This is a genomic window from Chryseobacterium sp. T16E-39 (assembly GCF_002216065.1).
In the GTDB taxonomy this organism is placed as follows: domain Bacteria; phylum Bacteroidota; class Bacteroidia; order Flavobacteriales; family Weeksellaceae; genus Chryseobacterium.
This window is the reverse complement of the sequence record NZ_CP022282.1, coordinates 864,545-879,267: the sequence shown is the minus strand read 5'-3', so window position 1 is coordinate 879,267 and position 14,723 is coordinate 864,545. Positions and strand designations below refer to the sequence as shown.

Annotated in this window: 12 protein-coding genes; 2 read left to right on the top strand and 10 right to left on the bottom strand. The window is 36.9% G+C overall.

The window, feature by feature from the left end; genetic code table 11:
- Positions 1-6: 6 nt before the first annotated feature.
- From CEY12_RS03745 to CEY12_RS03735, 3 genes are all read right to left on the bottom strand, one after another.
- Positions 7-1,011, bottom strand: coding sequence for an aldo/keto reductase (locus CEY12_RS03745; RefSeq protein WP_089026415.1), 1,005 nt, complete (start codon positions 1,009-1,011; stop codon positions 7-9).
- Between the two features lie 536 nt (positions 1,012-1,547).
- Positions 1,548-2,492, bottom strand: coding sequence for an aldo/keto reductase (locus CEY12_RS03740; RefSeq protein WP_089026414.1), 945 nt, complete (start codon positions 2,490-2,492; stop codon positions 1,548-1,550).
- Between the two features lie 324 nt (positions 2,493-2,816).
- Positions 2,817-3,197, bottom strand: a complete 381-nt coding sequence (locus CEY12_RS03735) for a winged helix-turn-helix transcriptional regulator (RefSeq protein ID WP_089026413.1) — start codon at positions 3,195-3,197, stop codon at positions 2,817-2,819.
- Positions 3,198-3,371: 174 nt separating this feature from the next.
- Here CEY12_RS03735 and CEY12_RS03730 point away from each other — a divergent pair, with 174 nt between their 5' ends.
- On the top strand, positions 3,372-3,974 hold the full coding sequence (locus tag CEY12_RS03730; RefSeq protein ID WP_089026412.1) for an FMN-dependent NADH-azoreductase: 603 nt from the start codon (positions 3,372-3,374) through the stop codon (positions 3,972-3,974).
- A gap of 281 nt (positions 3,975-4,255) precedes the next feature.
- On the opposite strand, the gene CEY12_RS03725 is transcribed toward CEY12_RS03730, so the two are convergent.
- Positions 4,256-6,061, bottom strand: a complete 1,806-nt coding sequence (locus tag CEY12_RS03725) for a hypothetical protein (RefSeq protein ID WP_089026411.1) — start codon at positions 6,059-6,061, stop codon at positions 4,256-4,258.
- 216 nt (positions 6,062-6,277) lie between these two features.
- Here CEY12_RS03725 and CEY12_RS03720 point away from each other — a divergent pair, with 216 nt between their 5' ends.
- Positions 6,278-6,742, top strand: a complete 465-nt coding sequence (locus CEY12_RS03720; RefSeq protein WP_089026410.1) for an SRPBCC family protein — start codon at positions 6,278-6,280, stop codon at positions 6,740-6,742.
- 45 nt (positions 6,743-6,787) lie between these two features.
- On the opposite strand, the gene CEY12_RS03715 is transcribed toward CEY12_RS03720, so the two are convergent.
- The 6 genes from CEY12_RS03715 to CEY12_RS03695 form a co-directional block, all read right to left on the bottom strand.
- Positions 6,788-8,203 carry an efflux transporter outer membrane subunit gene (locus tag CEY12_RS03715; protein WP_089026409.1) on the bottom strand — a complete coding sequence of 472 codons (1,416 nt, stop codon included), beginning with the start codon at positions 8,201-8,203 and terminating at the stop codon, positions 6,788-6,790.
- A gap of 6 nt (positions 8,204-8,209) precedes the next feature.
- Positions 8,210-11,350, bottom strand: coding sequence for an efflux RND transporter permease subunit (locus tag CEY12_RS03710; RefSeq protein WP_089026408.1), 3,141 nt, complete (start codon positions 11,348-11,350; stop codon positions 8,210-8,212).
- A 38-nt stretch (positions 11,351-11,388) separates the two neighbouring features.
- The gene (locus CEY12_RS03705; protein WP_262484919.1) at positions 11,389-12,219 is read right to left on the bottom strand and encodes an efflux RND transporter periplasmic adaptor subunit; all 831 of its coding nucleotides are present in this window, start codon (positions 12,217-12,219) and stop codon (positions 11,389-11,391) included.
- Positions 12,201-12,509 carry a biotin/lipoyl-binding protein gene (locus tag CEY12_RS22560; protein WP_228409787.1) on the bottom strand — a complete coding sequence of 103 codons (309 nt, stop codon included), beginning with the start codon at positions 12,507-12,509 and terminating at the stop codon, positions 12,201-12,203. Before CEY12_RS22560 ends, CEY12_RS03705 begins: the two co-directional genes overlap by 19 nt.
- 364 nt (positions 12,510-12,873) lie before the next feature.
- Entirely contained in the window at positions 12,874-13,638 is a 765-nt protein-coding gene (locus tag CEY12_RS03700; RefSeq protein ID WP_089026407.1) for a LytR/AlgR family response regulator transcription factor, read from the bottom strand.
- Positions 13,635-14,675, bottom strand: a complete 1,041-nt coding sequence (locus tag CEY12_RS03695) for a sensor histidine kinase (RefSeq protein ID WP_228409786.1) — start codon at positions 14,673-14,675, stop codon at positions 13,635-13,637. The genes CEY12_RS03700 and CEY12_RS03695 overlap by 4 nt, the downstream gene beginning before the upstream one ends.
- Positions 14,676-14,723 lie beyond the last annotated feature (48 nt).

The following is a 14,723-nucleotide window of genomic DNA, read 5'->3' as shown; positions in this document are numbered from 1 at the left end:
TAAGAATTAATCTAAAAGCCCCATACTGAATTCATCATATTGAGCGCCTGTATCGGTGCCTAAAGGGATGATGCTTTCCAGCTTTAAAACCTCTGATTCGGTCAATTGGATATGAGCAGCATCCATATTCTGTTCCAGATATTTTCTACGTTTTGTTCCTGGAATAGGTATAAATCCTTTACTGATGATCCAGGCCAATGCCAATTGGGAAGACGTAATTTTTTTTTCTTTTGACATTGCTTCAATAGCATCGACCAGTTCAATGTTTTTATAAAAATAGGCTTCCTGAAAACGAGGAATCCCACGTCGGAAGTCATTTTCAGGCAAATCATCAATGGTCCGGATTTGTCCGGATAAAAAGCCACGTCCTAAAGGGGAATAAGGTACAAACCCTACTTCCAGCTCCTGTAATGTTTTAATCACTCCTCTTTCTTCTACCGTACGCTCAAATAATGAATATTCACTTTGTACAGCTGTAATGGGATGAACGGTGTGGGCTCTTTTTACGGTTTCTGAAGATACTTCTGATAGTCCAATATATTTTACTTTTCCCTCCTGTACCAATTCGCTCATCGCTCCAACCGTTTCCTCTATCGGTGTATTTTTATCCAGTCGGTGCATATAATAAAGATCAATATAGTCCGTCTTTAAGTTTTTTAATGAGCGTTCAACCGATTTTTTCACATAATCCTTTTTCCCATTGATTGCCCAGGTAACCCTATTCTGGTCATCAATCTCCCAACCAAATTTAGTAGCGATGATATATTGATCCCGATTATTTTCTATGGCTTTGGCAATAAGCTGTTCATTTTTAAAAGGACCGTAGAGATCTGCTGTATCAAGAAAATTACCCCCTAATTCCAGAGACCTGTGAATGGTGGCAATCGCTTCTTTTTCATCTGCTTCACCATACATATTGCCTTCTTCAAAGCCTGTCATTCCCATACATCCTAATCCTATAGCCGGAACTACCAGTCCCTGACTTCCTAATGGTTTTGTATTCATTTTCATACTGTTTATTTTAATGATTCAAAATTCGGAAGAAATAAGGAAGGGCACGTATGCAAAACACTGAACAATGTATGTGAATCAAGGGTTATTAATTGAAAGTGGAAAGTGGAAAATTGAAAGTGGGGAGTTTGCGAGATGCGAGATGCGAGATTTGGGTTTGTAGGATGGTGACCTTAAATTACTGTTCTTACTCTATATGTTTCGTTTCTAACTTTTCGCTTAACTGAAAGTTGAAAGTTGAAAATTGAAAATTGAAAGTGGGGAGTTTGCGAGTTACGGGATGCGAGATTCGGGTTTGTAGGATGGTGATCTCAAATTACCGTTCTTACTCTATATATATCGTTTCTAACTTTTCGCTTAACTGAAAGTTGAAAATTGAAAATTGAAAGTTGAAAATGGGGAGTTTGCGAGATAAGAGATGCGAGATTCGGGGTTGTAGGATGGTGATCACAAATTCCTGCTCTTACTCTATTTGTTTCGTTTCTAACTTTCCACTTTCCACTTTCAATTTTCAATTATAAGAACTATTTGTCTAATTACTTACTTGCTTCGTTCAAAAGACTGATATCATCATTATTCAACTGTAGTTCAGTGGATTTAAATAAGGTCTGCAATTGAGACTCAGTGGTAGCACTTACGATAGGTGCGGTAATAAGTGGGTTGGCTAACAACCAAGCTAATGCTACGGAAGCAGGATTTGCCTGATGCTTTTCGCTTATCTGATCCAATGCTTTTAGTACACGCTCCCCTTTTTCATTCAGATATTTGCGGGCACCTTCTCCCCTTGCGCTTTTAGAAAGATCTGCTTCACTGCGGTATTTTCCGGTTAAGAAACCTGCTGCTAAAGACCAGTATGGGAAAACACTCAGATCATGTTTTTCAACTATTGGAGCATAGTTTTTTTCAAAATTTTCACGTTCCAATAGATTATAATGGGGCTGCAAAGCCACGTATTTGGGTAGACCATTTTTTTCTGAAGCTTCGAAAGATGCAGTCAACCGTTCCGGAGATAAATTGGAAGCGGCAATGTAGCGAACTTTTCCGGCCTTAATGATTTCATCATACGCTGCCAGGGTTTCCTCAACCGGTGTTTTATGATCGTCAAAATGCGTGTAATAAAGATCGATATGATCAATCTGAAGTCTTTTTAAGGATTCATCAACGGATTTGAGGATATGTTTTTTACTGATATCAAAATCGTGTTCTTTGGTTTCTGATCCTACTTTGGTTGCAATAACGAGGTCATTTCTGTTACCACGGCTCTTTAACCATTTTCCGATAATCTCTTCAGATTGTCCTCCTTTTCCGTTTACCCACCATGAATAAGTATCAGCGGTATCAATAAAATTGAAGCCTCCTGCGACAAATTGGTCCAGTATATTAAATGACTGCTGTTCATCCAATGTCCATCCAAAAACGTTACCTCCAAAATTGATCGGTGCGATCGATAGATCTGTGTTTTTTATGATTCTTTTTTCCATAAATTAAAAAATAATTTTTCAGTATTACTTGTTGTTGCAAAGTCACCTGACTTTACAAATGAAAACGTATAAGATAATTGATCTGTCTGTTTTCTGAATTGCTTGAAGATAGAGAATCCCCTTCAGTAGTATAAATTTAAAGAAAAATTTTCTGAAGAAGGCAGAAGAACTGGGTATTTAAGATAATATTAATATAATCAGGTTAATTGTTTTTGTATCCTTTTTTGTCGATGATGTACAGATTTTAGTTAAACGCGAAGGCACAAAGATTTTAATTATTATACTGTTTTTAAAGCTAAGAAGATCAGAGAATATTAACTTGACTCAACTAGCTTGCTTTCTCATGCTTTCTTTAATTTTTTCCCTATGCTGATAGCCCCACGCACTTAATTCAGACATAACTCCTTTTAAAGTTCTACTATACTCGGTTGCTTCATAAATAATGGTTATAGGTTTGGTTGGGAATACGTTTCGGGTAATAAAACCATTCAGTTCCAAAGTTTTCAGTTCTTTATCCAATACCTTTGAGGATATGCCTGTAACTTCATGCTGGATCTCATTGAATCGTTTGGAAGATCGAACCAAAGAAAGTATTAAAGCTAACTTCCACTTTCCATTCAATACATACAGTGCATCAAGAATGTTTTTGAGTGAGCCTGCACATTCTTCTCTGTTTGGAAGAAGCTCATTTTCTGTGTCTTTCATAGCACAAAGATAAATGACTTACCTGAATGTAAGCGCTTTCCTTTAGGTAAGTCTATTTTTTTCAACATTAGGTCTGGATACATTTGTTTAATAATTCGGGCAAGAAATCATGTATTCAAATGAAATCGAACGGGCTCGTCATGTGATAAAAAAATAGTTAATAAGTAAACTTCTATGAAAAACATCCTTCATCTAAAGTCGAGCCTTCAGGGTAAAGACTCTTATAGTATTCAATTAGGTAACAGTATCGTTGAGAAAGTCCAGGAAAAATATCCTGAGAATAGATTGGAAGAATTAAATCTGGTGGATATTGAAATTCCACATTTAAGTCCTCAACTTCTCCGTACATTCTTTACACCCGGTGATAAGTTATCGGCAGAACAAAAAGAATCTATCCGTCTTTCTGACGAGCTGGTGAAACAGTTATTGGCTACTGATATTATTGTTATTGGTGCACCCCTGATTAACTTTACCATTCACTCTTCTCTGAAAGCGTTGATTGATCACATAACAAGAGCGGGAATAACTTTTGGTTATGGAGAAAATGGTCCGATTGGAAAAGTGACAGGAAAAAAAGTATATGTTGCAATGTCTTCAGGAGGTATTTATTCTGAAGGACCGGGGAAAGCGAATGACTTTGTTGCTCCTTATCTGACTGCTTTTCTTGGTTTTTTAGGAATGACAGATCTTAGTGTCTTCCGTGCTGAAGGTTTAAAAGTGCCCGGGGTTCAGGAATATGCAATGGAGAAGGCAGTCGAAAGCATTGTGATCGACTAAATTTTAGGTAAACGCAAAGTCGCAAAGATTATAATACCATTTTTAAGGGGCAGAAATATCATATATTTTCAGTAAAATTTACTCTGAGGTTTTGGAAAAACCGTATCGGGAAGCTGTCTTAATTTAAAAGATCTTAAAGGAATGATTCTTTAATCTTCTTTTATCTCGCAGATCAAGCAGATTACACAGATTTTCTTTTATCGGAGATAAAATCCTTGCACTTTAACAGCATAAAGTTTGTACAATAAATTGCGTCTTTGCGTTTAACCAATTAATGAATCTTATTTTTCAACCTGTGGAATTTCAATTCCTGCAATCATTGATTTGTATTCCTCTAACTGAAGGGTTATCATTTCTATTCTATTCTTAAAAAACCTGGAATTATTAAATAGGTCATTATAATAAGCAATACCCTCTAAAATATTCTTTTTAAATGTATTCCACTTTTTTGTCTGAGAGTGGGTAATTGGTGATGATTCGGTAATTTCCTTTTTCAGATGATCCACATACATTTTAAGCTCACTGATAAACATATTGGGTCTTTCACTATGTGGTAGGATGTTGTTGTTTCCATAAATATGCTGAATCATTTCTGATAATGAAACCTCTTTATTGAAATAAGCCAGATTAGGTCCCGGACAAATAACAACACCTTGTTTTTCCCCTTTTATTTCTATCTTTTGTTCCATATAAGCTGCATTGACCAAACCTACACACAGACAGGCTTTGTCTGTTATTTCTTTTTTCCTTTTATTAAACTGTTCTACAGTCAGTGTACTTTTTTCTTCCTGAAGTTCTTTTAGCTTTAGGGTTTGGTGTTTTTTTGAGGCTGTACAAGTTCCTTTAGGGGAATATTCTTTGCTTAAAGCCAATAGTTTTTTCGGGCATGAGCTTCCATACTTTTCAAGCACTTCTTTCTGATGCTGAAGATGTTCATTAGAGGTTCCACGCACGGTATTAAAAGGAACTCCGAGCGGGGAAATGTTACTGAGATAGAAATCTTCTGCTTTTGATTTTATTAAAAGTTCGCGGGTAGCAGTATCCACAGAGGTAGCTTCCGGAACCAGAAGAAATGGTGACCCCCATCCGACACTGTCTACTTTATAGTTTTCCAGCAAAAACTCATGTTCTTCCGACGTCCCCACTCCTCCTTGAACCGTAATTTTCATTTCCAGTGGTTGATTGACAGCATATCTCCCTTTTTGTTCTAATGCAGTAGTCATTAACGCGTGAGCAGATTGTATCAATTCGCTCTTTTTTTGTTTGAATTCTTCCATGATAGGCCCTAATAGTAAACCTTCGGTAGCAAAAGCATGTCCGCCACAGTTTAAGCCTGATTCAATTCTGTATTCTGAAATCCATAATCCCTTTTTTGCCAAGAAATTTCCCTGAATCATGGCAGAACGGAAATCACTGACCTTGAGAATGATCTTCTTTTTTAAAACTCCATTCTCGTCCGGAAAAAAGTCATCAAATTCTTCGATATAGCTGTATAAACGTGGATTCATCCCGGCAGATAGAACCATTGAAGAAGATAATTTGCTATTAGCAAATCCCCGTAATGAAGCATGGGCATCATTATAAATTACAGGAAGTTGTTCATTTTTCTTAAAATTATCTTTATCTACTTTGGTCATGATGTTCACATCAATGTTTCCAGGCTTCAAATGGGTTTCGATAAACTGTTTGAAACCTGTCCCCAGATATTCATTTTGATTTAAAAAATTCTGTAATCCATTTTTAAGATCAGAAGTATTCGGAAGCATTCCTATAAAGCTTTTTAGGGTTTCCGTATTTTTGCTGATTTCCTCTTTGAAAGATTCAAATTTTTCATTTACAATATCATTCACCATATCAAGATAATCGGTGATTCTCTTAGCACGGTAATCTTCTGTCATTGTAGAAATACGGAGGTAATTCAGACTGAATTTTTTATTATAAAAGACTTTTATTTTTTCTATAATCTCGTCATCTATGATAGAAATAACAGAGGAAATTCCATAATGTGCTACCCGTATCGGACTGTCTATGGTATATGCCAATCCCATCACGGGAATATGGAAATTGTGTAAAGGTTTATTTGTCATTTTAATTTGATAAAATTTGGAGGGAAAGGTAGCCTGAAATCTCTGGCTATCTTATACCCTTTTCTACTAAAGCATACGGATAGGGTATAAGAAAATGGATGATTTTTATATAAAATCAAACTCTATGATGAAAAATATAAAAAAGAATATGGATTTTAAAATGGAATAGTCTATCTTGTTTGAAACGGATGAAATCCTATAAATTTTTTAAACAAGATGATACATCAGCTTCAGCGTGAACAGCAACTATACTGTAATCTGGAAACGGCGTGGAAATTTTTTTCTTCGGCCAATAACCTTTCTGAGATTACCCCAAAAGACATGAATTTTATTGTCCTTACCCAATTGGAGAATGATGAAATTTATGAGGGAATGATCATTGATTATTATGTTTCTCCCTTATTAAGTATTAAAATGAAATGGCAAACAGAAATTACCCAGGTTTCTTTTCAGAAAAATTTTACAGATTTTCAGAAAAAAGGACCTTATAAACTGTGGAATCATTTTCATGAATTCATTCCCAATGAAAAAGGTGTTTTAATAAAGGATACGATTAATTATGAATTACCAATGGGGTTTTTAGGGGAAATTGCCCACGGACTTTTTGTTAAAAAGAAACTTGAACATATTTTTAATTACCGGTATCAGGTTTTGGAAAAGTTGTTTAATAATAAAAAATAGGACAGAGAACCCTCTATCCTATTTTTAAAATCACATCTTAGATTACTAATTGATCCCTCCTCCCAAAGATCTGTAGAGGTCTACTTCTGCATTGAGTTTTTCCAGACTGATATTCACATATTCCAAATCATTCTGGAGCTTGTTGTTTTGGGCAGTGATCACTTCCAGATAAGTGGCCATACCGCTTTTATATAATTTAAGCGCATCGTTGATCCCTTTATCCAGAATAGCTGTCCTTTGCTCCAGAAGTGTAAGTCTTTCTGAAGTTCCTTTTGACTTGGCCATGGCATCAGATACCTCACCTACCGCAGTCATCATTGACTGTCTGAATGTAATGACTGCTTTTTCCTGTTCGATAATGGCTGTTTCATAGGCTGTTTTCAGCTGTCTTTTCTGTAACAGTGGCATTGCTAAATTAGCAGCCAGGGTTTTTGTTATCGATCCCGGAAGATCAAACCATGTATTGAATTTATTAGAGTTGATCCCAATCTGTGGACTAAGGCTTATGCTTGGGTACATGGCTGCTTTGGAAAGTCCTGTTTTAGCATTAAGACTTATAACAGCCAGTTCTGCTGCCTTAAGATCGGGACGCCGGCTTAAAAGTTGGGCAGGAACTCCTTCAGATAAAGTATTTTCAGGGATCATATTCTTCATGGAATTTCCTCTGGAAACTTTTCCCGGATATTCCCCACATAAAATACTTAAAGCGTTTTCCTGTATTGAAATATTCTGATTGGCCAAAGGGATCAGAAGTTCTGCTGTTTTCTTCTGAGCCTCCGATTGCTGTATAGCAAGTGAATTGATCTGTCCGGCCGTATATTGCAATTGCATCATCTTCAGGGTATTGTTACTCAGCTCAATATTTTTCTCGGCGATCTTGAGTTGTTCATCCAGGCTGATCAGATTGTAATAGGCCTGTGCTACCTGTACAATAATACGTGTTTTAAGCGCATTCATATTTTCCTTTTGGGCAAAATAATCTGCAGCAGCCGATTCTTTCTGCATTTTCGTCTTACCCCAGATATCCACTTCCCATGATAATCTTAGGGTAGCACTGAAATCATCAATATATTTCGTCCCTGTAAACTGTTCGTTGAGAGATCCGTTCAGACTGTTTTTTGAAGCCCATGATCTATTGGCACCAGCACTGAAATCTACCGTAGGCATGATGTTGTTTTTTGCCTGTTTAAATGCGAGATCCAGTTGTTCCATATTTTTAAGAGCGGTATGGATCTCATTATTCTTTAAAAGTGCCTTATCAATAAGAGTGATAAGCTGAGGGTCTTTAAAGAATGTTTTCCAGGGAAGGATAATAGTATCCCCTGTTACCTTAGTGGATTCTTTGTAAGCTACAGGTACATCTAAGGCTGGCCGTGTATATTCTTTTCCTACGGCACATGATAGCAGAAACGTTGCTATAAGACCTGTGGCAAAGATGTTTTTTATATAAACTGTTTTCATTTTTGTTTATTTTGATGATGTAACGTTGGGTGTCTTTGATGAAATTTTTTCATCGATATACTGAAAGAACATATACAATACAGGAATAACAAATACCCCCAGAACGACTCCGCTTAGCATTCCCATTGCAGCACTTACACTTATGGATTTATTTCCTGAAGCCATACCTCCTGATGACAGCATTAAAGGAATCATTCCTACAATAAATGCCAGTGAGGTCATAATAATAGGTCTTAACCTTGCTTTAGCTCCCTCCAGTGCTGATTCGAGAAGCGACATTCCTGACTTTCTCCGCTGAATGGCAAACTCAACAATCAGAATGGCATTTTTGGCTAAAAGTCCAATTAGCATGATCAATCCAACCTGTACATAAATGTTGTTATCGAAACCGATAGCTTTTATTCCAAGGAATGCACCTATAATTCCAGTTGGAATGGAAAGCATTACCGCTAATGGAAGAATATAACTTTCATACTGAGCAGCAAGAAGAAGGTAAACAAACAACAAACAAAGGCCGAAAATGGCAATCGTTTGATTTCCTGATGATTTTTCCTCTAAACTTAATCCTGTCCATTCATAGCTGTAGTCTGACGGAAGTTTATCCAGATTTTTTTCCAATGAGGTCATTAATGCACCATTACTTACTCCTGGTTTTGGTGTCACGTTGATGTTCAATGAATTGTATAGATTGTAACGTCCAACTGACTCAGGACCATATACTTTCTTTAAAGTGATCAGGGTGTTAGCCGGAACCATTTCCCCTTTATTATTCTTCACAAAGATATCGTTAAAAGCCTCTGCGTCCATTCTGAAAACACCATCCGCTTTTATATTGACCCTGTAGAATTTTCCAAATCTTGAAAAGTTTTGTGACTGATCCCCTGAGAAATAAGTCTGGATACTTCCTAAAAGTCCTGAAATACTTACGCCAAGCTGCTTTGCTTTGTCTTCATCCACTTCCAGTTCCATCTGTGGGTAATCTGCCCGGAACATCGTATACGCAAAAGCGACGTTAGGATTTTGCATCAGCTGTCCAATCAGTTCATCAGCCTTAGCCTTTAAAACCTGTGGATCACGTCCCATACGATCCTGAAGAACAATTTCAGCGTCATTGGTCATTCCGTATCCTTCCACAGGAGGCATTCTGAAAGTCATAACACTTCCTTCTTTGATGGTGGAAAATTGTTCATTCACAAGGGCCATTATCTCATCAATGTCTTTGGTATTGCCTCTTTCTTTTTTAGGTTTTAACTTTACGAAGCCCATCGCATAAGCTGGTCCGGCACTATTACTTAATAAATTATATCCTGTAATAGAAGTATTTTCCTGAACTGCATCCAATTTTTTTAACATCGCGTTCATTTTACCAGATACTTCAGTCGTTTTTGTTAAGCCTGTTCCCGGTGGCATGCTTAAAGTATACATAAACAGCCCGTCGTCTTCCATAGGAACGAAACTCTTTGAAGTAGTAGTCATCAGCCATGCGGCAACACTTATAATTCCTACGACCAAACCTCCGGCGATCCATTTTTTATTGATCAGGAATTTTACTCCTTTTACATATCGATTAGTTAAATTATTAAAGCTTGCATTGAATGCTGTAGAGAATCTTTTTCCAAATCCGTTTTTCTTACCATGTTCATCATGAGCATGATTATTCTTAAGGAAAACAGCACATAAAGCCGGAGTCAGTGTTAATGCATTGATTGCTGAAATAATAATGGCAATTGCGAGTGTATAAGCAAACTGTTTGTAAAATAACCCTGCTGAACCAGACATAAATCCAATAGGAATAAATACAGCAGACATCACCAGGGTAATGGAAATTACGGCTCCTGTAATTTCGTTCATGGCTTTGTGTGTTGCCTCCTTACCTGTAAGATTTGTTCCTTCCATATTGCTATGCACTGCCTCAACGACCACAATAGCGTCATCGACTACAATCCCGATGGCTAAAACCAATGCGAAAAGGGTCAGTACATTAATGGTAAAGCCTAATACCATGAGGAAAAAGAAGGTTCCAACAATCGCTACCGGAACTGCAATAGCAGGAATAATAGTAGATCTGAAATCCTGTAAAAATATAAATACAACAATAAAAACAAGGATGAAAGCTTCTATCAAAGTCGACTTTACCTGACCTGTTGCCTCGTCCAGCCTTTCTTTGGTACTGATTACCTTCGAGTATTTAATTCCTGGAGGGAAAGATTTTGAAAGCTGTTCTATAGATTTATTAATACCTATTTCAATTTCATTGGCATTGGATCCTGTAGTTTGCATGATGGCAACAGTAACCGCATTTTTCCCATTCGATAGGTTGTCGCCGCTGTAAGAAATAGATCCAAATTCCACTCTTGCCACATCTTTAAGACGGATCAGTTTAGTGCCGTCATTTTTTACTACGATATTTTCAAACTGTTCAGGTTTATTCTTTTTTCCTTTATAACGGATTACATATTCCAGTGAGGCATTGGATTCTTCTCCCAGTTTCCCAGGTGCGGATTCCAAACTGTGATCTGCTACAGCATTAGAAATATCAGCAGGCTCAAGTCCGTAAGAGGACATCTTCTGTGGATTAAGCCAGATTCTCATCGAGTAATCTTTAGCTCCGAAAACCTGCGCCTGTCCCACCCCTTTTACTCTCTTTACCTGTGGAATAAGATTAATATTCGCATAATTCTGCAGGAAGGTTTCATCGTATTTTTTATTATCGTCAGTATATATGTTGAACAACATGATCATACTGTTTTGCTGTTTGGAAGTTGTCAGTCCCATTCTTACTACTTCCTGAGGCAAGATGGGGGTTGCCTGTTGTACCCGGTTCTGAACATTTACAGCAGCCTGATCAGGATTTACTCCTTGTTTGAATATGATGGAAATGGAAAATGTTCCGTCATTACTGGCGTTGGATTTAATATACTGCATATCTTCCACTCCATTGATCTGTTCTTCCAAGGGGGTAACTACTGATCGGATAACGGTTTCACTGTTTCCTCCGGGATAAGATCCTGAAACCATAATGGTAGGTGGTGAGATATCCGGAAATCTGGTTACCGCAAGTTTACTCAGGCCTATGATTCCCAATATTACGATAATAAGGGAGATTACAGTGGCCAATACCGGGCGGTCTATGATCTTTTTTAGCATGATTTAATTTCTTTGAATGAATACATTGTGTTTAAAATCTATTTTGCAGGAATAATTTTAGGAAGCACAACAGCTCCTTCGGTAAGGACATCAATCCTGTTGATGGCTATTTTATCGCCCTGCTGAACTCCTGATGAAACAAAATAGTCGGAAACAGTTCCTCCTGAAATTTCAATTGGAGACATAACCACTTTGTTCTGAGCATTCAGCTTATAGACAAAAAATTTATCCTGGATATCTTTTACCGCTGTTTTAGGTAATTTAATTACATCATCTACATACTGATGGATCTTTACCCTTGCTGTACCTCCGGCACGTAATAGTTTATCTGGGTTTTGAAATATGGCTTTCAACTGCATACTTCCGGTCGTCCGGTCAAAATTTCCACTGGCATTTTCCAGTTTTCCTTTGTATGCATAGGTAGAGCCATCCGGAAGAATAAGTTCCACATTTCCTGTATGGTCCTCAGAAGCCATTTTTGCTTTTGTATATCGTAGAAAATCTGCTTCGTTCATGGCAAAGTATACGTTTACCGTATTGATGTCGGAAAGGGTGGTCAGCGGAGAGGCATCGGACGGTGTAATAAGATTTCCGGTTCTGTTGAGAATTCTGCCAATATATCCGGATACCGGAGCTTTTATATAGGCAAAACCAGCATTGATCTTTGATGAGCCCAGTGTAGATTTAGCCTGTGCTACCTGTGCGGCAGCTGCAGCATAACTTGCCTGCGCTGTTTTGAGTTGCATATCGGAAACTACATTCCCTTCAACCAGTGGTTTCAGTTTCTCTACTTCAAGTTTGGCACTAGCCTGGTTAGCCAGGGCTATTTTTAATGCAGCATCACTATTATTTACCTGTTCGTTATACACTGAAGGATTGATCCTGAAAAGGGTCTGTCCTTTTGTACATATTGTCCTTCTTTTACATAGACCGTCTCCAGGTAACCGGTGATTTGGGCTTTAATATCAACATTGTCCTGACCTTCGATACTTCCCGGATATCCTAAAGAAATATCAGCATTCCCTGATTGAAGCTGAATGAAGTCTGTAGGTAATGCAGACATTTGTTCACCTGTTTCCTGGCTCTTTCCAGAGTTGCAAGACTGTAGAAAAACAGCAGCTGTCAATAACAGTACGAAATAACCTTTTTTACGATTCATAAGATGCGATTTACTATTTATTGACTACAAAATAATCGCAAAAGCAGGTCATTTATAAGGAGAACTTTAGTGAAACGGAATTAATCAGGGATGAAGTGTTTAATATTTAAAATGAAAGGAAAATGAATTTTTAAGATATGTTTGATGTTGTGTAATCGTAGATTAAAAAATAAAAGAAGAAATATTTGGATACTGATTATTCAAAGACTTCTTGTCTGCCGTTGAAATAACAAATTGAGTGTTTACTCAACCTGTCATTCAGAACGAAACGTAGTGTAGTGAAGAATCTCAATAATTAATTTTAAGCAATAAATATTGATAAGGAATTTTATTATTATTATTATTATTATTTATATAGTATGATTCAGTAATCCATCCAGGACTTCAATGCCGAAGCTTTCTCTCTGCTTACAATAACTTCAACATCAGGATGTTTGATCAGTTCGAGCTTTAGCTTTCCGTTAAAATAATTGGAAATCTGCTGTACAGAATCTATATTGATGATAAATTGTCTGTTAGCTCTGAAAAACATTTTGGGATCCAGTTGTTTTTCAAGTTCCTCAAGGGTTTGGGGAACTATATCTGTTCCGCCATTTTTCAATACTGCTCTGCTCACGCCCAGCTCGGTAAAGAAATAAAGAATATCTTCGGATAATAATGTTTTATACCCATCACGATGCGCTAAAAGAAAACGCTTTCTGTAATCCTTAGGTTGGATATAATTCAGTAATCCCTCGATGGCTGTTCCTACATAAGGAATAGTTTCCATAAAGGTTTCATAATTTTTGAGTGCTGTTTCAAGTTCCTCTTCTTCGACAGGCTTTAACAGGTAGTCGATGCTGTTGTATTTAAATGCTTTTACAGCATATTCATCATATGCCGTGGTAAATATGACAGGACATTTGATTTCAATTTGATTAAAAATTTCAAAACTTAACCCGTCAGCTAGCTGTATATCCAGCATAATGATATCGGGAGATGGATTTTCCTCCAGCCATTTTACCGCAGATGCTACAGAATCTTCTACGGATAGAACTTCAGCATGGGGCCGTAATTTTAATAGTAATCTTTTTAAACGGTCTGCGTTAGGTTTTTCATCTTCTACGATTAAGATCTTATTAAGCTTCATAATAATGGAATTTTTGCAATGAAATCTTTTTCTGTTTTCAGGATCAACGGTTTCTTTTCTCCAAGCAATTCAAATCGGTTCATAATATTTCGGATACCGACCTTAGAGGATTCGCTTTTATTGATCAGGGGAATTAAAGTGTTGCAGACCACAAGATTTTTGCTGGTTAAAGTATAGATTTTTATTTGGAGCGGATTAGACTTGAGGGTCTGATTGTGTTTAATAGCATTTTCAACTAAAAACTGCAGTGTTAGCGGAGGGATCATCATACTTCTCAGCTCGGGATTGATGGAGATTTCAAAGGAAACGCCTTCGCCAATTCTTTTTGTGATCAGGAAAATATAAGAATCTAAAAATTTCAGTTCCTCATCTAAAGAGATCACATCCTTTTTTGAGTTGACCACAAGGTACCGGTATACTTTGGAGAAATTTTCCGAGTATTCATAACCCAATTGTTGGTTTTCTAAAATAAGTTCTGATAAAACACTGAGGTTGTTAAAAATAAAATGCGGATCAATTTGCAACTTTAAAGCCTGCAGTTCAGCTGACATAGCTGCCTGTTTATGTCTTGATGCTCTTAGTTTATGCTGGGTTACTTCTATGGCAGATTTTTTCCAGTTCTCCAATAAATAATCACCAGTATTTACAGCACTGATAAGGAGGGAGATGATAATATTGGTAGCTACCCACTGTCCCAGTAAAGTCATTTCTTTGCGGTAATCCATTTTAGGAAGACCCTCATTAGAGAAAATATTAACAATAATAGCAACAAAAATTATACTTGCAGCAATCTGGAGTACGCTTTGTATAAATAATCTTTTTATACTTCGATTGCTCCAGGGGAGCCGTTTATTGAGCTGGTTGTCAATAAATATACTTACTTCACTAATGATAACTGAAAATAATAGAACCCATAAAAAATCACTAACTAAAAACTTTAGTGGATCGTGAATGTACTCTTCCCAAATCGGGTCAAATGGGTCTATGAGATAGGAAAATAGATAAAATGAAATGATAGCTACAGTCCATATAACCATTCGTTTCTTTGTGACGGATAATAATTTTTTTTTCCTTATTTGGGTTCT